This is a genomic window from Gluconacetobacter liquefaciens, assembly GCF_003350405.1.
GTDB classification, from domain to species: domain Bacteria; phylum Pseudomonadota; class Alphaproteobacteria; order Acetobacterales; family Acetobacteraceae; genus Gluconacetobacter; species Gluconacetobacter liquefaciens.
Genome location: NZ_QQAW01000005.1, coordinates 211,516 through 231,755 on the forward strand (window position 1 = coordinate 211,516; position 20,240 = coordinate 231,755).

At 67.6% G+C, this 20,240-nt stretch carries 17 protein-coding genes; 6 read left to right on the forward strand and 11 right to left on the reverse strand.

Annotated elements, in window-relative coordinates; translation table 11 throughout:
* Positions 1 to 5: 5 nt before the first annotated feature.
* From C7453_RS10770 to pncA, 5 genes are all read right to left on the reverse strand, one after another.
* Positions 6 to 944, reverse strand: coding sequence for an ABC transporter permease (locus tag C7453_RS10770; RefSeq protein ID WP_114727539.1), 939 nt, complete (start codon positions 942 to 944; stop codon positions 6 to 8).
* On the reverse strand, positions 941 to 2,026 hold the full coding sequence (locus tag C7453_RS10775) for an ABC transporter permease (protein ID WP_114727540.1): 1,086 nt from the start codon (positions 2,024 to 2,026) through the stop codon (positions 941 to 943). The genes C7453_RS10770 and C7453_RS10775 overlap by 4 nt, the downstream gene beginning before the upstream one ends.
* Positions 2,026 to 3,606, reverse strand: coding sequence for an ABC transporter ATP-binding protein (locus C7453_RS10780; RefSeq protein WP_114727652.1), 1,581 nt, complete (start codon positions 3,604 to 3,606; stop codon positions 2,026 to 2,028). Before C7453_RS10780 ends, C7453_RS10775 begins: the two co-directional genes overlap by 1 nt.
* 34 nt (positions 3,607 to 3,640) lie before the next feature.
* Positions 3,641 to 4,765 (reverse strand): BMP family ABC transporter substrate-binding protein, encoded by a 1,125-nt coding sequence (locus C7453_RS10785; RefSeq protein ID WP_114727541.1) that lies wholly within the window; start codon positions 4,763 to 4,765, stop codon positions 3,641 to 3,643.
* 105 nt (positions 4,766 to 4,870) lie between these two features.
* Positions 4,871 to 5,473, reverse strand: a complete 603-nt coding sequence (pncA, locus tag C7453_RS10790; protein WP_114727542.1) for a bifunctional nicotinamidase/pyrazinamidase — start codon at positions 5,471 to 5,473, stop codon at positions 4,871 to 4,873.
* Positions 5,474 to 5,565: 92 nt separating this feature from the next.
* Between pncA and C7453_RS10795 the strand changes: the two genes are divergently transcribed.
* From C7453_RS10795 to C7453_RS10805, 3 genes are read left to right on the forward strand one after another with little or no spacing between them, the layout of a single operon-like run.
* Positions 5,566 to 5,856 (forward strand): hypothetical protein, encoded by a 291-nt coding sequence (locus C7453_RS10795; RefSeq protein WP_114727543.1) that lies wholly within the window; start codon positions 5,566 to 5,568, stop codon positions 5,854 to 5,856.
* Positions 5,840 to 6,523 carry a Rieske (2Fe-2S) protein gene (locus C7453_RS19640; protein WP_114727544.1) on the forward strand — a complete coding sequence of 228 codons (684 nt, stop codon included), beginning with the start codon at positions 5,840 to 5,842 and terminating at the stop codon, positions 6,521 to 6,523. The genes C7453_RS10795 and C7453_RS19640 overlap by 17 nt, the downstream gene beginning before the upstream one ends.
* Complete coding sequence (locus C7453_RS10805) at positions 6,520 to 7,146, forward strand: glutathione S-transferase family protein (RefSeq protein ID WP_114727545.1); 627 nt, start codon at positions 6,520 to 6,522, stop codon at positions 7,144 to 7,146. Before C7453_RS19640 ends, C7453_RS10805 begins: the two co-directional genes overlap by 4 nt.
* On the opposite strand, the gene C7453_RS10810 is transcribed toward C7453_RS10805, so the two are convergent.
* The gene (locus C7453_RS10810; RefSeq protein ID WP_114727546.1) at positions 7,137 to 8,483 is read right to left on the reverse strand and encodes a hemolysin family protein; all 1,347 of its coding nucleotides are present in this window, start codon (positions 8,481 to 8,483) and stop codon (positions 7,137 to 7,139) included. The two genes, C7453_RS10805 and C7453_RS10810, sit on opposite strands and share 10 nt — an antisense overlap.
* Positions 8,484 to 8,725: 242 nt before the next feature.
* Between C7453_RS10810 and C7453_RS10815 the strand changes: the two genes are divergently transcribed.
* The 3 genes from C7453_RS10815 to C7453_RS10825 all read left to right on the forward strand — a co-directional run bounded on the left by C7453_RS10815 (position 8,726) and on the right by C7453_RS10825 (position 12,603).
* Complete coding sequence (locus C7453_RS10815) at positions 8,726 to 10,339, forward strand: GH39 family glycosyl hydrolase (protein ID WP_114727547.1); 1,614 nt, start codon at positions 8,726 to 8,728, stop codon at positions 10,337 to 10,339.
* Between the two features lie 34 nt (positions 10,340 to 10,373).
* Positions 10,374 to 11,255: an alpha/beta hydrolase family protein gene (locus C7453_RS10820; protein WP_114727548.1), complete on the forward strand. Its 882-nt coding sequence runs from the start codon at positions 10,374 to 10,376 to the stop codon at positions 11,253 to 11,255.
* A 271-nt stretch (positions 11,256 to 11,526) separates the two neighbouring features.
* The gene (locus C7453_RS10825) at positions 11,527 to 12,603 is read left to right on the forward strand and encodes a Gfo/Idh/MocA family protein (RefSeq protein ID WP_211311049.1); all 1,077 of its coding nucleotides are present in this window, start codon (positions 11,527 to 11,529) and stop codon (positions 12,601 to 12,603) included.
* Positions 12,604 to 12,621: 18 nt separating this feature from the next.
* Here C7453_RS10825 and C7453_RS10830 read toward each other — a convergent pair whose 3' ends face one another.
* From C7453_RS10830 to lpxC, 5 genes are all read right to left on the reverse strand, one after another.
* Positions 12,622 to 13,752: a Gfo/Idh/MocA family protein gene (locus C7453_RS10830; protein WP_114727550.1), complete on the reverse strand. Its 1,131-nt coding sequence runs from the start codon at positions 13,750 to 13,752 to the stop codon at positions 12,622 to 12,624.
* A gap of 90 nt (positions 13,753 to 13,842) precedes the next feature.
* On the reverse strand, positions 13,843 to 15,966 hold the full coding sequence (gene ligA / locus C7453_RS10835) for an NAD-dependent DNA ligase LigA (protein ID WP_114727551.1): 2,124 nt from the start codon (positions 15,964 to 15,966) through the stop codon (positions 13,843 to 13,845).
* Positions 15,967 to 15,974: 8 nt separating this feature from the next.
* Positions 15,975 to 17,684 carry a DNA repair protein RecN gene (gene recN / locus C7453_RS10840; RefSeq protein ID WP_114727552.1) on the reverse strand — a complete coding sequence of 570 codons (1,710 nt, stop codon included), beginning with the start codon at positions 17,682 to 17,684 and terminating at the stop codon, positions 15,975 to 15,977.
* 40 nt (positions 17,685 to 17,724) lie between these two features.
* Positions 17,725 to 18,693, reverse strand: coding sequence for an outer membrane protein assembly factor BamD (locus C7453_RS10845; RefSeq protein WP_114727553.1), 969 nt, complete (start codon positions 18,691 to 18,693; stop codon positions 17,725 to 17,727).
* Between the two features lie 195 nt (positions 18,694 to 18,888).
* Complete coding sequence (gene lpxC / locus C7453_RS10850; protein WP_114727554.1) at positions 18,889 to 19,869, reverse strand: UDP-3-O-acyl-N-acetylglucosamine deacetylase; 981 nt, start codon at positions 19,867 to 19,869, stop codon at positions 18,889 to 18,891.
* Positions 19,870 to 20,240: the final 371 nt, after the last annotated feature.

Sequence of the window (20,240 nt, forward strand, 5' to 3'; positions counted from 1 at the left end):
TCTCCTTACCGGACGTCGCGGTGATAGGGGACGCCGAGTGCCGCCGGGGCGGCCATGATGCGGCGCATGCGATGCCAGACGACCACCGGCACGATGATGAATGCGATCGTGCCCAGATAGGGCAGCATGTTCAGGAAGGCGGGCGCGATCGGCCAGTTGCGGGCCTGCCCGACGAAGGAGAGCGCGGTGATGAGCCCGAACAGCAGGCCCGACAGGGTGGCGCCGAAGGGCCGGTAGCCGGCGAAGATGACCAGGGCCAGCGCGATCCAGCCCCGGCCTGCCACCAGCCCTTCCGACCAGACGGGGACGTAGGTGAGAGTGAGGTAGCCGCCGGCGGCTCCGGCGAGGCCGGCGCCCAGTGTGACGTACCAGAAGCGCAGGGCGGTGACCGGCAGGCCGGCGGCGTCGGCCGCCGCCGGGTTTTCGCCGACCGCGCGCATCGCCAGACCATGGCGGGTGTGGAACATGACCCAGTGTGCCAGGGCGGGCAGCACCAGATAGATGAGGTAGATCGGCAGGTTCTGTCCGAAGAAGGCCGGCCCGATGATCGGCAGGGAGGACAGGCCGGGGACGGGCACGCGGCCGAAGGTGGCGGGTGAGGGCACGCCCGCGTAATCATGGCCGATGCTGGCCGACAAGCCGAGGCCGAGAAAGGTGATGGCCAGGCCGCACAGCACCTGGTTGGCGCGGACGATGACGGTGGCGAAGGCGAAGAGCATGCCGCCGGTCGCCCCCGCCATGGTCGCGGCCAGCAGGCCCAGCCAGGGGTTGGGGGTGGCGACTACGGTGATGATGGCGATGACCGCGCCCAGCGACATCAGCCCCTCGACGCCGAGATTGGTGACGCCCACGCGCTCGGCCAGGACTTCGCCCAGGGCGGCCAGGGCCAGGACGCCGCCGGCGAGGACGGCGGTGGAGAGCATGCCGGTCAGGAGTGCGATCATGGCCGGGCCTCCTTGCCGACGGTGATGGGGCCGACAGTAGCGGGGCGGACCGTCACGGGTTGGTAGTGCGCCAGTTCGTCGGCGATGGCGATCATGAACAGTACCAGTCCGGTGATGGCCAGCACGGTCGAGCCGGTCAGTTGCTGGGTTTGCAGCACGATGCCGGCATTGAGGATAAAGGCCATCAGCAGGGCGGCGGGCAGCACGTTGAGGCAGGACCCGCGTGCCAGAACCGCGACCACGATACCGAAATAGCCGAAATTGTTGGCCAGCCCGCCTTGCAGCCGGTGCACGGTGCCGGCGACTTCGAACACGCCCGCCAGGGCGGCCAGGCCGCCGGACAGCAGCATGACGCCCAGGATGCGGGCGCGCACCGGGATGCCGGCGTAGCGGGCGGCCTGCTCGTTCGCGCCGCCGATGGTGATCTGGTAGCCCCAGCGCGTGCGGGTGGTCAGCCAGGCCAGGGCGAGCACGATGACCAGCGCGATCGGGAAGCCCCAATGGACCACGCCCCAGATTTCGGGAATGCGTACCGGCAGGCGCCCGGTCGAGGCCAGCGCGCCGGTGACGCGGTCATGCCACGGGCCGACCGCCAGGTAGGTGGTGAGCAGGCCTGCGACGAAATTGAGCAGCAGGGTGGTGATGATCTCGTTGACGCCGGCATAGGCGCGGGCCAGGGCGGGGACCAGAATCCAGCCCATGCCGCAGGCGATGCCGCTGGCCGCCATCAGTGGCAGCACCAGCCACGCGGGACCGGGCAGGAACAGGCCGACCGCCGTGGCGCCGATGGCGCCGGCGTAAAACTGGCCCTCGGCGCCGATATTCCATACGCCGATCCGCCCGGTGACGGTGACGGCCGCGCCGGTCAGCAGCAGGGGGGTGAGGAACAGGGCGAGGTCTTCCAGCCCGAAGCGCGAGCCCACGGTGGAACGGACCACCAGGTCGGCCAGCAGGCGGGGGTCACGGCCCGAGAGCGCGAGGAACAGGGTGGTGATCGCCAGCGCGGTGACGACGGCACCCGCGCGCCAGGCCAGCCGGCGGGCCGGCGTGACGGTGGGTTGGCGTTGCAGCGTGCCGGCCATCAGGCTTGTCCTCCGTCCTGTGTCGAGCCGCCATGTGGGGCGCCGTTATGGGCCGAGCGGCCGCCCATCAGCAGGCCGATCGTTTCCATGTCCGCCGTCGCGGCGTCGATCGTGGCCATCAGCCGGCCGTGGAACAGTACGCCGATGCGGTCGGCGACGTTCAGGAGTTCCTCCAGGTCCTCTGAGACCAGGACTACCGCCACGCCCTGGTCGCGCAGTTCTGTCAGGTAGCGCAGGACGGTGGCGATGGCGCCGATATCGAGCCCCCGGCTGGGGTAGGCTGCGACCAGCACCCGGCTGGCGATGCGGATCTCGCGCCTTGCCACCAGCCTTTGCTGGTTGCCGCCGGACAGGTTGCGGATGGGGGTGGCGAGGTCGGGCACCCTGACCTCGGCGGCTTCGACGATGGTCTGGGCCAGATGGTTGGCGGCGGTATGGTCGTAGAGGCCGTGGCGGCCGATCGGCGGGCGGTCATATTCGCGCAGCGCCATGTTGTCGGTGATGTCCAGCGCGGGGGCTAGGCCGCTGCGCAGGCGGTCTTCGGGGATGTGGCCGATGCCGGCGCGGGCGAAGGCGGCGGGGTCGGCCAGGGGGGCCGGGGTACCGTCGAGCAGGATTTCGCCCGCCGACAGGGGCATCATGCCGGTGAGGACCTGCGTGAGTTCGCGCTGGCCGTTGCCGGCGACGCCGGCGATGCCGAGGATTTCGCCACCATGCAGGTCCAGCGTGACGTCGCGCAGGGTTTCCACGCCGCGCGGGTCGCGGCAGGTGGCGCCGCGCAGGCTGAGGACCGGGGTGGGGGCGATGGGGGTGGCGCCGGGGGCACGGGCGCGCAGGTCGCGGCGGACGATCTCGCGTCCGACCATGGTGGTGGCGAGGCCGGCGGCGGTGCAGTCCGCCGTGCGGTAGGTGCCGACATTGCGGCCGGCGCGCAGGATGCTGATGCGGTCGGAGATGTCGATGACCTCGTCCAGCTTGTGGCTGATCAGGATCACGGCATTGCCCTGCGCGCGGAAGGCGCGCAGGGCGCGGAACAGGTCGCGCGTTTCGGCCGGGGTGAGCACCGCCGTCGGCTCGTCGAGGATCAGCAGGCGGGCCTGGCGGGCGAGGACGCGGAGGATTTCCACCCGCTGCTGCTCGCCGGCCGACAGGTCGGCCACGATGGCGTCGGGGCGGACGGAGAAGCCGAACCGCTCCGACAGCGCACGGGTGCGGGTTTCCAGCACCTTCGACGAGGCCAGGAAAGGGGTGTCGCGCCAGCCCAGATGGATGTTCTCGGCCACCGTGAAGGCCGGGACCAGCTTGAAGTGCTGGTGGACCATGCCGATGCCGGCGCGGATGGCGTCCTGCGGAGCCGCGAAAACCTGGCCGTAGCCGTCGAGGATGATCTCGCCGCCGTCGGGCTGGTAGATGCCGGTCACCACGTTCATCAGCGTGGACTTGCCGGCACCGTTTTCGCCCAGCAGGGCGTGGATCTCGCCCGGTGCGATGTCCAGGCTGACATCCTGATTGGCGATCACGCCGGGGAAATATTTGCAGATGCCCTGCAATTGCAGGATCGGGGGGGTGCCGGGGGGGATCGGCGGTGGCCCGTCGTTTCGGGCATGCAGCAGGTCAGTCAAGGCCGGTGACTCCTTCGACCGCCCAGTCCCACTGATAGATCCGGGCATCGTCCATGACCTCGCCCGCCGGCACGCGCAGGCGGCCGGCGGCGTCGCGGATCGGGCCGCGAAACGGGTTGTAGCCGGCCATGATCCGCGTGCGCATGGCATCGGCCTGGGCTGCGATTTCGGGCGGTACGGTGCGGCCCCACGGGGCGCGGTCCACGCCGTTGCCCAATGTGAGGAAGTGGCCCTGGGGCTGCCAGGTGCCGGCCAGACGGGCGCGGACCTGGGAGACGTAGTAATCGCGGAAATCGAGCGTGACGGAACTGACATAGGCTTCGGGGCCGTACTGGCGCATGTCGGTGTTCCACATCGCGGCCTTGATGCCGCGCTGTTCGGCCACGCGCAGATAGGCCGGTTCGTCCATGATGCCGCACAGGAAATCGCAGCCATTCTCGGCCAGCGCGGTGCCGGCCTGGGTGGCCGCCTGCGGGTCGAACCACGCGTTGATCGAAATCGCCTGCACCGTGACCGCCGGGTTGACCGAACGGGCGCCCAGCAGCACCGCGTTGGTGCCGGCATAGACCGACGGGATGGGGAACGAGCCGATGAAGCCGATCTTGTTGGTGCGCGTCATCAGTCCGGCCGCGATGCCGATGACGTAGCTGGCATACCAGTGGGTGATGTAATACCAGCCCAGATTGCCGCTGACGGCGTGGCCGTCGCATTCCATGAAGGCGACGTCGGGCGCGCGGTCGGAGACGTCGCGGATGAAATCGCCGTAGTTGGAGGTGGCGATGACCATCTGCGCGCCCTCGGCCACGAACTGGCGGAAGATGCGGGTGGCGTCGGCCGAGTAGGGCACGCTTTCGACATAGATCGTGCGCAGGTTGGGGAAGGCCTTGCGCACGGCCTGGACGCCCTGATTGTGCATCATCGTCCAGCCGCCGTCGGTGACCGGGCTGGTATGGCCGAAGGCGACCAGCGCGTCGGCCTCGGCGATCGGGGGCAGGAGACGGGGCTGTGCCCGCAGGCCGGGTGGACGCAGGAACCCGCTGCCGGCCGCTCCGGCGGCCAGGCCCAGCATATGTCGTCGTGATGTTAGAAGCCGTCTGTTCGGCGCGTGCGTGGTCATACCTGACCCGGAATGGTCATGATTCCGCTTTCCCCTCTCGATGCTCGCCCGCACCGGTCCCACCCGATGCTGGCGTTTCCCCCCGGAAACGGGTCGCCTCCTGTTCTACAGGCCGGCCAGTTCGCTGGCGTGGGCGCGGGTGATGCCGTGCCGGGCCAGGTCCTGCCATGTCGCCTGCGGATCGGAGCCGACCGCGCGGCATGCATCTTCGACCACGATCGTCTCGAAACCAAGGGCCTTTGCGTCGATGGCGGTGAAGCGCACGCAATAATCCAGGGCCAGTCCGGCGATGAAGACGCGGTTTATGCCCAGTCCCGCCAGCCACGAATCCAGGCCGGTGCGGGTGGCGCGGTCGTTGTCCATGAAGGCCGAATAGCTGTCGATATCCGGGTCTCGGCCCTTGCGAATCACCATGCTGATTCGCGACTGGTGCAGGGCGGCTGTTATTGCCGCGCCGTGGGTGCCTGCCACGCAATGGTCGGGCCAGTGATCGGTCGTGGCTTTCCGCCCGTGGGTGCTGGCGAAGGAGATGTGGCCGTGGGGATGCCAGTCCTGACTGGCGGCCTGCTGGCCGAAGGGCAGGAGGGTCAGGTGATTGATGACCGGGATGACCGCGTCGCCCTGCGGGACCGCCAGCGCGCCGCCGGGCAGGAAATCGTTCTGGAGGTCGATGATCAGCAGCGCATCGTGGGATGTGACATGGATCATGGCGTCTCTCCGTTCGGTACGGTTTCGGAACAGGGATGGCACGTTTCGGGCGGTCGGGCTATCGGGGATTCGGGGGCAGGACGGAGGGTGGCATGAGCCGGTGGGAGCGGATGCGCCTGGAACTGGATGGATGCGCCGCGGTGGAGGCCATCGTGGGCTTTGCCCATGAGCGCGCGGCGCTGATGGCGCTGGAGTGCGCGGTGGTGGAGAGAGGGCCGGCGCGGGTGGTGCTTGACGTGGCGGGGCCGGAGCCGCTGGTCGGCGCTTTCGAGATGGCATGCAGTCTGGGGCCGGCGGAGTGCCTGGTGCCGGTGGTGCGCTGCCTGCCGCTGGCGGGGGATGACGGGGTTCAGGGGGAGACGGGACATGAGCGTGACGGGTGATGGCGGGTGGTATCCGCTGATGTTGTCGGCGGATCTGGAGCCTGGCACGGCGGCCGGCAGCACCATGCTGGGGCGCGACCTGGCGGTGTGGCGCGACGGGCTGGGGCAGGCGCATGTGTGGGACGATCGGTGCCCGCATCGGGGGATGCGGTTGAGCCTGGGGTTCGTGCGTGAGGGGGCGCTTGCCTGCCTGTATCATGGCTGGCGCTTCGGGGCGGATGGACGTTGCGTGCATATTCCGGCGCACCCCGATCTGTCGCCTCCGGGGACGATCCGGGCGGCGCCGCTGCGGGTTGCGGAGTGTTGGGGGCTGATCTGGGCTGCCGCTACAGATGAGAGCGGTACGTTGCCGGAGGATGATCCGGCGCTGGCTGCTGTGCCGTGGGTGCCGGTACGGTCGTTGCGGATCGAGGCGCCGTGGCAGGGTGTGGCGGGTGCGATCGGGCTGCCGGAGGGGGAACTGGCTGCGGTGCTGGACCGTGATGTGGACGGGCGGGTACTGGCGGCGCTGCTGCCGGTTGGCGAGGGCGCGTGCATGCTGCACCTGCTGGCGGCGGAACCGGCGGAGGTGGCGCGCCTGCATGATCTGGCCGATTGGGGGCAGGATGTGCGGGCGCGGGCGGAGGAGCGGGCCGGGCAGGTCTTTCTGTCGGGAGCAGTGGCATGAGCGCGTTGGTGCTGTACGACGACGAACTGGACGAGGATTGCTATCGGGCCCGGCTGTTTCTGTCGTTTCTGGGGTTGCAGGCGCGTCGGGTCGTGGTCGATGTCGTGCCCGGTGGCGAGCAGGACAGCGCGGCTTTTCGGGCGGTTTCGCCGGCCGGGGTGCTGCCGGTGCTGCGCATCGAGGGACAGGCGGTCTGCGGCGCGGAGGCCGTGTTGCTGGCGCTGGCGCATGGACGGGCGGAATGGTTGCCTGAGGGGGCTGTCGATTTTGCGCGGGTTGCGCACTGGTTGCAGTTTGCCGGTGGGCCATTGCGCGCGGCCGTGCTGATGCGGCGGGCCAGTCTGTTCGCAGGGGCAGGAGACGAACAGTCCGCCCGGCGGCGGGCGGCGGTGGCGGCGTTGCGGATCGTGGAGGACCATCTGGCCCATCGGCGGCTGGATGGGGGACTGTGGGTGGTGGGCGAGGGGCCCACGGTGGCCGATATCGCGTTGTTCCCCACCGTCGCGCTGTGTCGCGACTGGGGAGAGGAGCATTCCGCCTACCCGGCGCTGCGGCGCTGGGTGCGGGCGGTGCGGGCGCTGCCGGGCTTCGTGACCATGCCCGGCATTCCCGATTACGGCTGATCGGTTTCCGGGCGGCGGGGACGGCGCGTGACCAGGAGCTGGTTGATGCGGAAGCCTTCGACGTCCACGACCTCGAATAGGAAGTTGGCGGCTTCGACCTTGTCGGCCTTGCGCGCCATGCGGCGCAGGCGGTGCATGACGAAGCCGCCGATCGTATCGAAATTGTGGCTGTCGGGCAGGTCCGGGACGCCGAGTTCGCGGATCACGTCGCCGATCGGGGCGGCGCCGTCGATCAGCCAGGAGTTTTCGTCGCGGCGGACGATGGCCTGTTCCTCGAACGGGTTGGCCAGGCCGTCCATCAGCGCGCCCATGATGTCCTTGAAGGTGATCAGCCCGACCACAAGGCCGTATTCGTTGACGATCAGGGCGAAACCGGCGCCGTGGGTGTCGAACTGGGCCAGCGTATCCCACAGGTTGAGCGTATCGGGGAGCGAAAGCACGTCGCGCCGCATGCGGGTGATCTGCTTGGCCACCGGCAGGATGGTTGCCGTGGGGTCCACGTCCTCGGGCTTTTCCACCACGGCGGCCAGGACGTCCTCGGCGCGGATCGAGCCGATGACGTTGTCCAGCCCGCCATTGCAGAGCGGATAGCGGGAATAGGGCTTGGCCCGCACCTTGTCGCGCTGGCTTTCGGCACTTTCCTGCATGTCGAGGAACACGATCTCGTCGCGCGGGGTCATGGCCGAGGTGACCGAACGGTCCTGCAGGCCGAGGACGTTCTGGATCATCTGGTGTTCCTGCTCCAGCAGGACGCCCGAGGCGGTGCCGGCGGCGAGGATGGCGCGCAAATCTTCCGGTGTTACCGGCTCGACGGCCGAGGCGGCCGGGATTTTGAGTGCGCGCAGGATGACGTCGGACATCTTGGAGAAGATCCAGACGAACGGGTACAGCACCTTCAGCGCGATGGCGGGGAACCAGCCGATGCTGAGTGCCACGCGGTCGGGCGCGTTCATGGCGATGCGCTTGGGCAGCAGGTCGGCGAACAGCACGAACAGGCCCGTGATCAGCACGAACGACAGGGTGGAGGCGACATGTCCGGCGACAGCCTCTTCCAGCCCGGCGTGGCGCAGGATGTCGGCAAGCGGCGGGGTGACCATGTCGCTGCTGATCACGCCGCCCAGCACGCCGACGGCGTTGAGGCAGATCTGGAGCACTGTGACCACCTGGCCGCTGTTGCGGCGCAGGCGGAGGAAATTGACCGCCCGGCTGTCGCCGGCCTCGGCCCGCGTGCGCAGGCGCACCTCGCGTGCCGCTGCGAACGAGATCTCGGACAGGGCGATCAGGATGCTGAACCCGATCAGGATGACGACCGCGACCAGTCCGGCCAGCAGCATCATGGCCGTGCCTCCGCCCGTGCGGCGAGGCCGGGGCAGGGTGCGGGGAGGGCTGCGGGACGGCGGATGGGGGCCGGGTGCCCCTGGGCGGGATGGGTCATGAGGCGGGCAATCTAGCGCATCCGCGCGCCTTTCGGCCAGCCGGATGAATATTGGGGGTATCTGCGGGGTGAAGATCACGAATTTGACAAGTCGACATTCACTGCGATGCTGTCGCGCTTCCTCAACTTGGAGTGTCGGTGTTGATGAAGAGGGTGGTGGCGGTTCGGATTGTGCGGGTCTGTTCGGCGGTGATCGGCCTGTTGGCCTGCGGTGTGTCGGGGGCGGCATGGGCCGGGGCGCCCGATGCCGTGTCTTCGATAGAGGTCGATGCGTCCGTGGGCGGAACGCCGTTCCGCCATAGCTGGGAGCAGGCGTTCGGTTCGGACCGTGCCGACATGGCGCTGACGGAGAGTTACCTGCGGAACGCGGACCGGACGCGGGAGGCGACCGGTTTCCGGTATGTGCGGTTCCACGGCATCTTCGACGACACGATGGCCATCATGGCGCCGGATGGGGCGGGCCGTATGCATTACAATTTCCGCAAGGTCGATGCCGTGTATGACGGCCTGCTGGCACATCATATCCGGCCGCTGGTCGAGCTGTCGTTCATGCCCAGCGCCATCGGCAGTGACGTTCTGCGTCGCGACGGGGGGCTGGAGCCGCTGGTGAAGTGGAAGGCGGACGATCCGGCGAAACCCATTACGGACTATAGCGGCGGGACGCTGTGGTATCGGGCCAATGTGACGCCTCCGGCGCATATGGCGGACTGGAATGCGCTGATCCGCGCCTTCGTGGAGCATCTGGAACAGCGTTATGGCGCCGAGGAAGTTCGGCAATGGCCTTTCGAAGTCTGGAACGAACCCGATCAGGCAACCTGGGTGGGGCAGCCCCGGATGGAGAGCTATTTCGCGCTTTATGACAATACCGCCCGGACCATCAAGGCGGTCGACCCGGCGTTGCGGGTCGGTGGGCCTGCGACGGGGGCCATCCACTGGGTCGGGGATTTCGTCGAGCATGTCACGCGGGAGCATGTGCCGGTCGATTTCGTCTCGACGCATATCTATGCCAACGATCCGCCCGATCTGCTCCGGTTGCCGAAATCGCCGGACAATACGGGGAATACTGTCTGCGACGCGACGCGGACGGCGCGGCGGGTGATCGATCGGTCGGGGCACCGGGACCTGCCGCTGTATATCACCGAATTCGGGGCGGATTGGGATATTCATAACGGCAGCGCGGACCGCCCATGGATCGCACCGTGGATTGCGCAGACGGTGCATGATTGTGACGGGCTGGCACCGATCATGTCCTACTGGACGTTCTCGGACGATTTCGAGGAGCAGGGGGTGATCGCCAACGAATTGCCAGGTGCATATGGGCTGCTGACGACCCACGGCATTGCCAAGCCGGCGTTCAATGCCTTTGCGCTGCTGCATCGTCTGGGAGAGCGGCGGTTGCCGGCCGGATCAGGCGGTGACGATGTGCTGGCGACGCGCCGGAAGGATGGGGCGATTGCTGTCGCGCTGTGGAACGGCGATCGGGAGCAGGGGCGGGAGCGTCATCTGGCCTTCAAGGGTGTGGGGTCGGTCAAAGGGGCGACGGTGGTCGTGATCGATCGCAGCCATGGCACGCCTGCCGCGTTGTTCGAAGCCATGGGGCGGCCGGTTTCGCCCACGCGCCAGCAGGCTGATGCGTTGATTGCCGCCGCCCGTCTGCCCGCGCCGCAGCCGGCGATTTGTGCGCAGGCGAACCGGTGTGACATCCGGCTGCCGCCCGAAAGTCTGGCTTTGTTGCTGGTGCCGGGTTCGCCCCAATGACATGGGGCGGGTGCCGTAAGACAGGATGGTGTTGATGCGCTCTTTTCTTTTCCCGTTGTTCCTGACCGTTCCCGTTGCCGCGTTGGCGGCACCGCCTCCGGTTGCGGTGATTGCCGATCCGCCTGCTGACAGGCTGCATCCGGCGGCGATGGCGGCATTCGTGATCCCTGCGCAGGATGGCGCGCTGAATGCCGTGATGTATCGCGCGGCCGGGGTGGGGCCGCATCCGACGCTTCTGCTGCTTCATGGCTTTCCGGGGAACGAGCAGAATCTCGATCTGGCGCAGGCGGCGCGGCGGGCGGGGTGGAATGTGCTGACATTCCATTATCGTGGTTCGTGGGGAAGCCCGGGTCGCTTCTCGTTCGCCAATTGCCTGCAGGATGGGGCGACCGCGCTGGCTTATCTGCGTCGGCCGGACGTGGTGGCCCGGTTCGGGATCGATCCGTCCCGTATCGCGGTGGCCGGACATAGCATGGGCGGCATGGTGGCGGCGCGGGTCGGTGCGGATGATGCGGGTGTGATCGGGACGTTCCTGATCGATCCTGCTGATTTTGCTGCGATCGGGCGTGGGTTTGTCGATCCGAAGAAGCGGGAGGCGTTTCTGCTGGGCGAGGTGCGTGGCGACATGCCGCCGCTGGCCGGCACCAGCGAAGAGGCGATCATGACCGAGACGGCGCATGCCGGGCGGCCGCTGGACCTGGTCGCCGCCATGCCGGCGCTGGCGGCGCGGCCGCTGGCGTTGATCGGGGCGACGCGGGGGATCGGGGCGATGGCCGAGGCGGCCGCGCGCCGGGCACGGGAGGCCGGTGCCCGGCATCTCGATGCCGAGACGTTCGAGACCGATCATAGTTTTTCCGATGCGCGGATTGCTCTGGCCGGCAGGTTGGTGACGTGGCTGGCGCAGTTCCGGCAGTGACGTCCGTTGTCCCCCACGCAGTGCGTGGATCGGGACGGGTGGTCTACGCTTCCTGTTCTCGCTCGCCGGGTTTGTCGAATGTGCTGTAGCCGAGTTGGGGCGTTTTGCGGGCTTGCGAGCCGCTGTTCACGATGCTCCGGCCGGTCTTATCGCGACCCTGAGTGAACTATGACCGTGAATGTATTTTTTGCCTGTTGTGCCATTATGGCTGATCGTTTGGTCTGGGTGCGAGGTTCATGATGTGTTGGCAGGTCGGCCTATGAGAGAAGGCGTGCGGGGGGCTGCCGGGGTGGCGGGGGCAGGGCAACTGCCGGCCGTTGGGTGGGGGATCGTGGGAACCGGTACGATTGCCGGGCATTTTGCCGAGGATATAGGCCACGCGCGCGGGGCGTATCTGGCGGCGGTTTCGTCACGTTCGGTCGAGAGGGCCGCGGCATTCACGGCGCGTCATGGCGGCAGGCCGTTTGGCGATATCGAGGCGCTGGTGCGGGAACCGGCGGTGCAGGCTGTTTATATCGCCTCCCCCAACGCCACGCATTTCGACATGGCACGGGCCGTCATGGCGGCGGGCAAGGCCGTGCTGGTTGAAAAGCCCCTTGTCTGCACAGCCGAAGATGCGGAACGCCTGGCGGCGTTGGCGGTGCAACACGGTACGTTCTGCATGGAGGGCATGTGGTCGCGCTTTCTGCCGGTTGTGGACCTGGCAGAGGAGAAGATTCGCTCGGGATCGATCGGAACCGTAAAGCGCATCCGTGCCGAACTGGCCTTTGCCCACCCGTATGATCCTGACAGCCGGTTTTTCGATCCCGCACAGGGTGGGGGGGCGTTGCTGGACCTGGGGGTGTATCTGGTCTCGCTCTCCCAGGCGCTGATGGGGCGTCCGGACCGGGTGCAGGGGGGCTGGCGGGCCGCGCCGAGCGGCGTGGACATGACGGCTGAGATCGTGCTGGGGTTTGGTGCGGTGGAAGCGCATCTGGCCTGCGGATTCGATCGTGACGGCACCAATCTGTTCATGATCGAAGGCAGCAGGGGGACGCTGGTGTTGCAGCCCCATTTCATTTCCAGCCGGCAGCTTCTGGCGGTGGGGCGTATTCCTGCGTGGGGGCTGTCCATGCTGCCGGGCGGGTCCGCGCCGTTGCGGCTGTTTTCGAAAGTGGCCAAGAGGAGCTGGCTGCCGGGCGTGCGCCGGTATGATTGTGCTTTTGACGGTTATGGCCTGCAATTTGAAATCGAAGCGGCAAGCCGGGTCGTGGCCCAGGGACAGACGGCATCTTCCGTCATGCCGCTGGCGGACAGTATCGAGACCTTGCGGATCATCGAGCAGGTACGTGCCCGTCCCCCGGCCTGAAGGGGACGGCCCGCAGCATCAGGGCAGGTTCTTGACGGTATGATCGTGCAGCCCGCTGCTGAGGGCCAGGATGACTTCCGTCAGATGCAGGGAGACCCGACCCGAGAACAGGGGAGTCTGGCCTGAACGGATGGCTTCCGCCTGAACCTGGATGCCGCGTGCGAAGTCGATTTTGGACGGGTAGGGGGGAACCTGCGTGGCCGGCTTGCCCTTGGGGTAACGGATGGTCTGCCCGCGATAGAAGCGAATGGGCAGCTTGTGGCCCAGCTTGTTTTCCAGACCGTCGGTCAGGATATCCAGCAGGCCGCGGCGGTAGTTGCGTAGCAGGTGGATGGCCGAGCGGTTATCCCACAGATCGCGCACGGTCAGGCTGCCATTTTCCCCGAGGATGGTCAGGGAGCGATCTCGGGGGGCGGCGAGACCGCTTGTGAGGCGTGCGACCATACCGGAGCGGAAGGTGAGGCAGCCGACGGAAAAATCCGGCCCCAGCGGATGGTTGCCGATGCCCTTGTCGCGGAAGGTGAGGGCGGAATATGCCGCGACATGTTCGATCGGGCCGAAAAGCCCATACAGCCAACTGAGTGCGTAGCCCGCATGTTCGAGCGTGCAGCCCACTTCGAATTCATGCAGGCCGGGCCATGGTGCGCCCGAACGGCTGCGCCATTGCTGCCAGTTGCCGCGGAAGACCGGGCCGTCGTCCATTTCGGCATAGACCAGGTTGGGACGGCCGATCTCGCCCTTTTCCATCAGGCTGCGTGCCAGGGTGAAGGCGTCGCTCAGGCCGTTGGCGGGGGCGCCGCAGAGGATGAGATTTTTCTGTTCGGCAAGATGGGCCAGTGTCTCGGCCTCTTCCACGGACAGGGCCATGGGCTTTTCGCAATAGACGTGCTTGCCTGCGTTCAGTGCGGCCTGATTGACGGTGAAATGACTTTCGGGTGTCGTGAGATTGACGACAATATCCACCGTCTTGTCGTTGAGCAGTTCATCCAGCCCGTCGTAGGCCGTGACCGTATAGAAGGAGCAGAACTGGCGTAACCTTTTCGGGTCGCGATCCCATACGCCTTTCAGGCGCAGTTCGGGATAGTTCTGCAAGGTGGTCATATAATAATCAGCGACGTACCCTGTTCCGACAAAGGCGATGTTGGTCATGATGTTCCTGCTGGCCATGGTGAAGCGGTATCGGGCTGGTATTTGCAATGAATACCAGACGAAAACCGCTTCGCCTACGGTTGTACTTGCCTAGGCCTGTGGCAGGCCGGCGAGTTCGCGCCAGCCGGGTTCGTCGAGCGTGTCCAGGCCGAGTTCGGCGGCCTTGCGGGCCTTGGAGCCGGCGTCGGTGCCCAGGACGACGAGGTCGGTCTTCTTCGAGACGCTGTCGGTGACGCGGGCGCCCAGGCGTTCGGCGATGGCCTTGGCTTCGGGGCGGGTCATGGTCGTCAGCGTGCCGGTGAAGACGATTGTCTTGCCTGACAGGGTGCCTTCGCTCTGCGGGGCCTCGTCCTCGATCGTCGTGAGCATGGCCGTGAGATCGTCGAGGGTGGCGAGATTGTGGGATTCCACGAAGAACGATGCGAGTTCGTCGGCGATCGCGCTGCCGATGCCGGTGATGGAGCCCAGTGCGAGGCGGGCGTCGGAGCCGATGGTGGTGGCGGCCAGCATCTGCGCGCGCCAGTTGGCGTAGGAGCCGTAATGGCGGGCCAGCAGGCGGGCGTTGCTGGAGCCGATGCGGCGGATGCCCAGCGCATAGATGAAGCGGGCCAGCGGGACGGTCTGGCGGGCGCGGATGGCGGCGGTGAGGTTGCGGGCGGAAAGCTCGCCCCAGCCTTCGCGCCTGGCGATGTCTTCCTCGTGGTTCGGAAGACGGAAGATATCGGCGGGCGTTTTCAGAAGTCCGTCCGCGTGGAATTCGGTGATCGTGCGTTCGCCCAGGCCGTCGATGTCGAAGGCGTCGCGGGAGACGAAATGGATCAGCCGTTCCACGACCTGCGCTGGGCAGGTCAGGCCGCCGGTGCAGCGCCAGACGACCTCGCCGGGCGGGCGCTCGGCATGGGCGTGGCAGATGGGGCAGGTGTGGGGGAAAGCGAAGGGCTCGCCGCGCGGCGGGTCGCCCTCCTTGCGCGGGACCACGCCGAGGATCTGAGGGATGACGTCGCCCGCGCGCTGGATCTGCACCAGGTCGCCCGCGCGGACATCCTTGCGCTGGATTTCGTCTTCGTTATGCAGCGTGGCGCGGGTGACGATGACGCCGCCGACATTCACCGGCTCCAGGATCGCGACCGGGGTGAGGGCGCCGGTGCGGCCCACCTGGATGTCGATATGGGTGAGGCGGGTGATGGCCTGTTCGGCGGGGAATTTCCACGCGATGGCCCAGCGGGGGGCGCGGCCGACGAAGCCCAGGCGATCCTGCAAGGCGAGATCGTCGATTTTATAGACTACGCCGTCGATGTCGTATTCCAGGCCCGAGCGTTCGCGGGCGATGTCGTCCATGAAGGCTTCGGCTTCGGTTGCGCTTTCGACGATCTTCGACAGCGGGTTGACCGTGAAGCCCCAGTCGCGGAGCCGGTCGAGATACCGGGCGTGCGTATCGGCCACGCGCTCCGACGAGAAGCCCTGGGCGTAGGCGAACAGCGAGAGCGGGCGGCGGGCGGTGATGGTGGGGTCGAGCTGGCGCAGCGAGCCGGCTGCCGCGTTGCGCGGGTTGGCGAACAGTTTCTGGCCCGCGCTGGCCTGGGCCTCGTTGATCGCCAGGAAGGCGGGTTTGGAGAGGAAGACTTCGCCCCGGATTTCGATCAGGGCGGGGGCCGGGCCCTTGAGGGTGTGGGGCAGGTCCTTCAGCGTGCGCAGGTTGGCGGTCACGTCCTCGCCCTCGGTGCCGTCGCCGCGTGTGGTGCCGCGCACGAAGCGGCCATGTTCGTAGGTGAGGCTGATCGACAGGCCGTCGATCTTGGGTTCGGCGACGAAGCGCAGGGCGCGCGTCCTGTCCTCGTCCAGGCCGAGGAAACGGGCTGCGCGGGTCACGAAGGATTCGAATTCCTCGCGGTCGAACGCATTGTCCAGCGACAGCATGGGCACCAGATGGCGGTGCCGGCTAAAGGTGGGGGCGGGGGTGACGCCGACTTGCAGCGAGGGGCTGTCGGGGCGGCGCAGTCTGGGGAAGCGCGCCTCGATCGCGAGGTTGCGGCGGCGCAGCGAATCATATTCGGCGTCGGTGACGGCGGGGGCGTCGTGTTCGTAATAGGCGCGGTCGAGCCTGGGGAGCAGGTGGGCCAGGCGTTCCAGTTCGGCGGCGGCCTGGGCTGCTGTCAGGTCTGTGGGGTCGATTGCTGCGGAAACGGGGGTGTCGGCGCCGGGAGCGGGGGACATGGGGGCAATTACCCTTGCAGGAGGCTGTCGGCCGCCGCCCGCGCGGCCTCGGTGATGGTGTCGCCAGCCAGCATGCGGGCGATTTCCTCGCGGCGTTGCTCGGTCGATAACGGTTCGGCTCTTGTCTCGGTTCGGCCCTTGGCCACCGATTTGCTGATGCGCAGATGGGCGTTGCCACGGGCCGCGACCTGCGGGCTGTGGGTGACGACCAGCACCTGGACATCCTGCCCCACGCGCGACAGGCGCTCGCCAATGGCTGACGCGGTGGCGCCGCCGACGCCGGAATCGACTTCGTCGAACACCAGGGTGGGGACGGCGGAGCGGCCGGCCAGTACCACTTTCAGCGCCAGCATCAGGCGGGACAGTTCGCCGCCTGATGCGACCTTGGCCAACGGGCCGGGGGGCTGGCCGGGGTTGGCGGCGATCTGGAAGGCGGCCTGTTCGCGTCCGCGCGCGTTCCATGCCTCCGGCGGCAGGGCGGGCAGGGTGACGAAGAAGCGGGCGCGTTCCAGCCGCAGGGGCTTGAGTTCGGCGGTGACGGCGGTTTCCAGCCGGCGGGCGGTCTTCTCGCGCGCCGCCGACAGCAGGCCGGCGGCGCCTTCGAAGCGGGCGCGGCGTTCGCGGACCAGTTGTTCCAGCGCGCCGATGCGGACATTGCCGGAATCCAGCGCCGCCAGCCGGTCGCCCAGCGCCGTGAGCAGGCCCGGCAGTTCGGGCACCGAGACGCCGTGCTTGCGGGCCGCCGCGCGCAGGGCGAACAGGCGTTCCTCGGTCTGTTCCAGCAGGCGGGGGTCGGAATCGGCTTCGGCGGCGAGGCGGGAGAGCAGGGTTTCGGCCTCGCCCAGGGCTTCTTCGGCGCGTTCGAGTGCCGACAGGGCCTCGTGCGCCAGTCGATCGGCGCCGTCGGGCGTGCTGGTGTCGCCGGGTGCGGGGAGCAGGCGTTGCAGGGTGCGGCTGGCGCCGCGCAATGCGGCGGCGGGGCCGGAGGAGCGGCGGTCACGCGGCGAGAGTTCGGACAGGGCGGCGGCGATGGCCTCGCCGCGCCGTTCGCCCTGTTGCAGGCTCTGGCGCATGCCGGCCAGTTGGGTTTCCTCGTCCTCCTGCGGGGCGAGGGTGGAGAGGTCTTCGACCGACTGGCGCAGCCATTCTTCCTCGCGCGCAGCACTTTCCATCGTGGCGCGGGCGGCGGCCAGTTCGGCCGTGGCGGCCATCCACGCACGGTAGGCGGCGGCGGTGTCGGCCCGCAGGTCGGCGGGGACGCCGAAGGAGTCCAGCAGGTCGAGATGGGTGCCCTGATCGGCCAGGCCCATCTGTTCGTGCTGGCCCTGGATTTCGACCAGCAGGGAGGCCGCGCGGCGCAGCAGGCTTACGCCCACGGGCTGGTCGTTGATATAGGCGCGCGACCGGCCGTCCACGGTGACGATCCGGCGGACGACCAGGGGTTCGCGCGGGTCGTCGATGACGATTCCCTGTTCGGCCAGTTGGGCGGGGAGCGGGTGGTCGGCCGCCAGTTCGAAACAGGCGGTGACGCTGGCCTGCTCGGCGCCGGCCCGCACCAGCCCGGCGCTGGCGCGTTCGCCCAGCGTCAGGCCCAGGCTGTCGAGGAGGATCGACTTGCCGGCCCCGGTCTCGCCCGTCAGCACGGTGAGGCCGGGGGCGAACGGCAGGTCCAGCCGTTCGATCAGTACGACGTCGCGGATCGAGAGATGGGTCAGCATCGGGTTGCCCCGTATGGCGCGAGGAAGGCCCCCGCGCCCGTCAGAAGACGGAGTGCCATACGCGCGAGAAGAAACCGCGTCGGGCACGGACCTCGGATGGCGGCGGCGGGGCCTTGGCCAGCGGACTGGCACCGTCGGCATCGGCCGACTTCGCGGATGCTTTGCCGGAGCCGGTATGCGGCGCCGGGGTGTCGGCGGAGAGCAGGTGCTTGCTGCGCAGCGTATCGTATGCGTAGCGGTACCATTTGCTGCCCGGATAATTGTAGGACAGCACGGAGGCGGTGCGGCGTGCCTGGTCGGTCAGGCCCAGGTCGAGATAGACTTCGACCAGCCGTTCCAGCGCTTCGGGTACATGGTTGGTCGTCTGGAAGTCCTGCACCACGCGCTGGTAGCGGTTGACCGCAGAGTGATAGGACCGCTGCTGCTGGTAATAGCGGCCGACCAGCATTTCCTTGCCGGCCAGATGGTCGCGGCAGAGATCGACCTTGAGCTGGGCGTCACGCGCGTAGGGCGATTGCGGAAAGCGGGTGATGACCTCTTCCAGCGCGTTCATCGCCTCGATCGTGCCTTGCTGGTCGCGCTGCACCTCGGCGACCTGCTCGTAATAGCAGAGCGCGCGCAGGTAGAACGCGTAGGCGGCATCGGGGCTGGTGGGGTGCAGTTCGAGGAAGCGGTCGAGCTGCTGCACGGCCTCGGGGTATTTGTCTTGCAGGTAATAGGCGTAGCCCGCCATCAACTGCGCGTTCGCGACGTAGGCGGAATAGGGGTAGTTCTGTTGCAGAACGTCGAATTCCGCCGCCGACAGGGCGTAGCGCTGGTCGCGCAGGGCGTCGATGCCGTTATTGTAGAGCGTATCGACCGGAGGCACGTGCGATTCCAGGTCGTTGATCGTCTTCTTGTCGCCACTGCATGCCGCGAGCGACAGGATGACGGCGATCGAGGCGTATCGGGCGGCGCGACGGCCGGCCGAAGGGTCAACGGAATGGTTTCGAATGCTGCGCAGGGACATGCCGGCTCTTCCAGTTCGGTCTGCCTTATATCATGCGGCGGGCCGGGGTGAAGGCCACGGCGTCGTTTTCAATGCGATCCGGCCTGAATTTGGTCGATTGAGGGAGGGAGCGGCCTTGATGGCCGCACGCATGGCGGCATGGAAAATGCGCGCCGAATCGCCGCCGGCGCGCATTTTCCGATAGGGGTAGGGGGATCAGGCCGCGACGCGGAGGGGCTGGGGACGGAGCGTGCGCGTCTGAAAACGCCAATTGCCGGCCTCGGCGAACAGCGCCCGGAGCAGCCGGTTGTTCAGCGCGTGGCCGGATTTGTGGCCGGTGAAGACGCCGTTGATGGTGGCGCCGGCCAGATAGAGGTCGCCGACCGCATCGACCATCTTGTGGCGCACGAATTCGTCGGGGCGGCGCAGGCCGGCGGGGTTGAGGATCGCGGCGCCATCGACGACGACGGCATTGTCGAGCGAGCCGCCGCGCGCCAGGCCGGCGGCGTGCAGGGCCTCGATTTCCTGCCGCAGGGTGAACGTACGGCAATTCGCGATCTCGTCGCGGAAGCTCCGGCGGTCGAGCCGGGCGGTGAAGCTCTGTTCGCCGATGGCGGCGGCGGGGAAGGCGATGGACATGGCCAGAGCCAGTCCGGGCTCGCGCGCGGGCCGCAACTCGGCGAAGGCGTCGCCGTCGGTCACGCGGACGGGGCGCAGCACGTCGATCGCCGCGCGGGGGGCGGCCTGTTCGGCCAGCCCGGCGCAATCGAGCAGGAAGACGAAATCGGCCGCCGAACCGTCGAGCACCGGCAGTTCCGGCCCGTCGACGTCGATCAGCACATTGTCGACACCGGTGGCCGACAATGCGGCCATCAGGTGCTCGATGGTGGCGACGCGCAGGGCGGGGTTCGTCGGATCGCCGATGACGGTGGACAGCCGCGTGTCGACGACATGATCGAAGCGGCCGGGAATGGCGCGGCCGTCGAGATCGACGCGACGAAAGAGGATTCCGCTGTTTTCGGCCGCCGGATGAAGGGCCAGCCTGATCCGCAGGCCGGTATGCAGGCCGACGCCGACGCAGGAAATGCTCTGGCGGAGCGTGTGCTGGCGGGCGGCGCGCGTGGGGAGGGGACGGGCGGAAACGGTTTCGCCAGTCCGTGACGATTCCTGTTCCGACATCATCAGCATTCCGTCCATTCCAGTCCCCTGCCGTTATTTCCGCTGCTTCTTGCTTGGTCGTTACAGAACCGACAGCACGACAGCATGATCTGTAATCGTATGAAAGCGGGAGAGCGAGTCACTGTTTATTGCCGACTATTACGGCTTAACAAGTTGAAACAAAAAGAAAAAATAAAGTCACAAAATCGACGCGGTGGGAACCGGGACCGGTGATTCGAGTTACCGGCGGCCGGTTCGGAAGTTGGGGCGGGGAATGGGGAGGCGTGGCCGGAAAGGTGGGCTGGCGAGCGCGAGTTGTCCGTGAGGGTCGTGCGTGCCCGGCGTGTATTTGCGGGCCTTGTGGCGGAGCGGCCTTGATGGCCGTGGGCAACGACGCGCGGAAAGGTCGG

Coding starts and splice junctions, on each gene's coding strand:
- ligA (WP_114727551.1), bottom strand. CDS start 15,966: ATGTCCCCCGCTCCCGGCGCCGACACCCCCGTTTCCGCAGCAATCGAC.
- C7453_RS10845 (WP_114727553.1), bottom strand. CDS start 18,693: ATGTCCCTGCGCAGCATTCGAAACCATTCCGTTGACCCTTCGGCCGGC.
- C7453_RS10810 (WP_114727546.1), bottom strand. CDS start 8,483: ATGATGCTGCTGGCCGGACTGGTCGCGGTCGTCATCCTGATCGGGTTC.
- C7453_RS10785 (WP_114727541.1), bottom strand. CDS start 4,765: ATGACCACGCACGCGCCGAACAGACGGCTTCTAACATCACGACGACAT.
- C7453_RS10830 (WP_114727550.1), bottom strand. CDS start 13,752: ATGACCAACATCGCCTTTGTCGGAACAGGGTACGTCGCTGATTATTAT.
- pncA (WP_114727542.1), bottom strand. CDS start 5,473: ATGATCCATGTCACATCCCACGATGCGCTGCTGATCATCGACCTCCAG.
- C7453_RS10770 (WP_114727539.1), bottom strand. CDS start 944: ATGATCGCACTCCTGACCGGCATGCTCTCCACCGCCGTCCTCGCCGGC.
- C7453_RS10820 (WP_114727548.1), top strand. CDS start 10,374: ATGCGCTCTTTTCTTTTCCCGTTGTTCCTGACCGTTCCCGTTGCCGCG.
- C7453_RS10815 (WP_114727547.1), top strand. CDS start 8,726: ATGAAGAGGGTGGTGGCGGTTCGGATTGTGCGGGTCTGTTCGGCGGTG.
- recN (WP_114727552.1), bottom strand. CDS start 17,684: ATGCTGACCCATCTCTCGATCCGCGACGTCGTACTGATCGAACGGCTG.
- C7453_RS19640 (WP_114727544.1), top strand. CDS start 5,840: ATGAGCGTGACGGGTGATGGCGGGTGGTATCCGCTGATGTTGTCGGCG.
- C7453_RS10805 (WP_114727545.1), top strand. CDS start 6,520: ATGAGCGCGTTGGTGCTGTACGACGACGAACTGGACGAGGATTGCTAT.
- C7453_RS10775 (WP_114727540.1), bottom strand. CDS start 2,026: ATGGCCGGCACGCTGCAACGCCAACCCACCGTCACGCCGGCCCGCCGG.
- C7453_RS10795 (WP_114727543.1), top strand. CDS start 5,566: ATGAGCCGGTGGGAGCGGATGCGCCTGGAACTGGATGGATGCGCCGCG.
- lpxC (WP_114727554.1), bottom strand. CDS start 19,869: ATGGACGGAATGCTGATGATGTCGGAACAGGAATCGTCACGGACTGGC.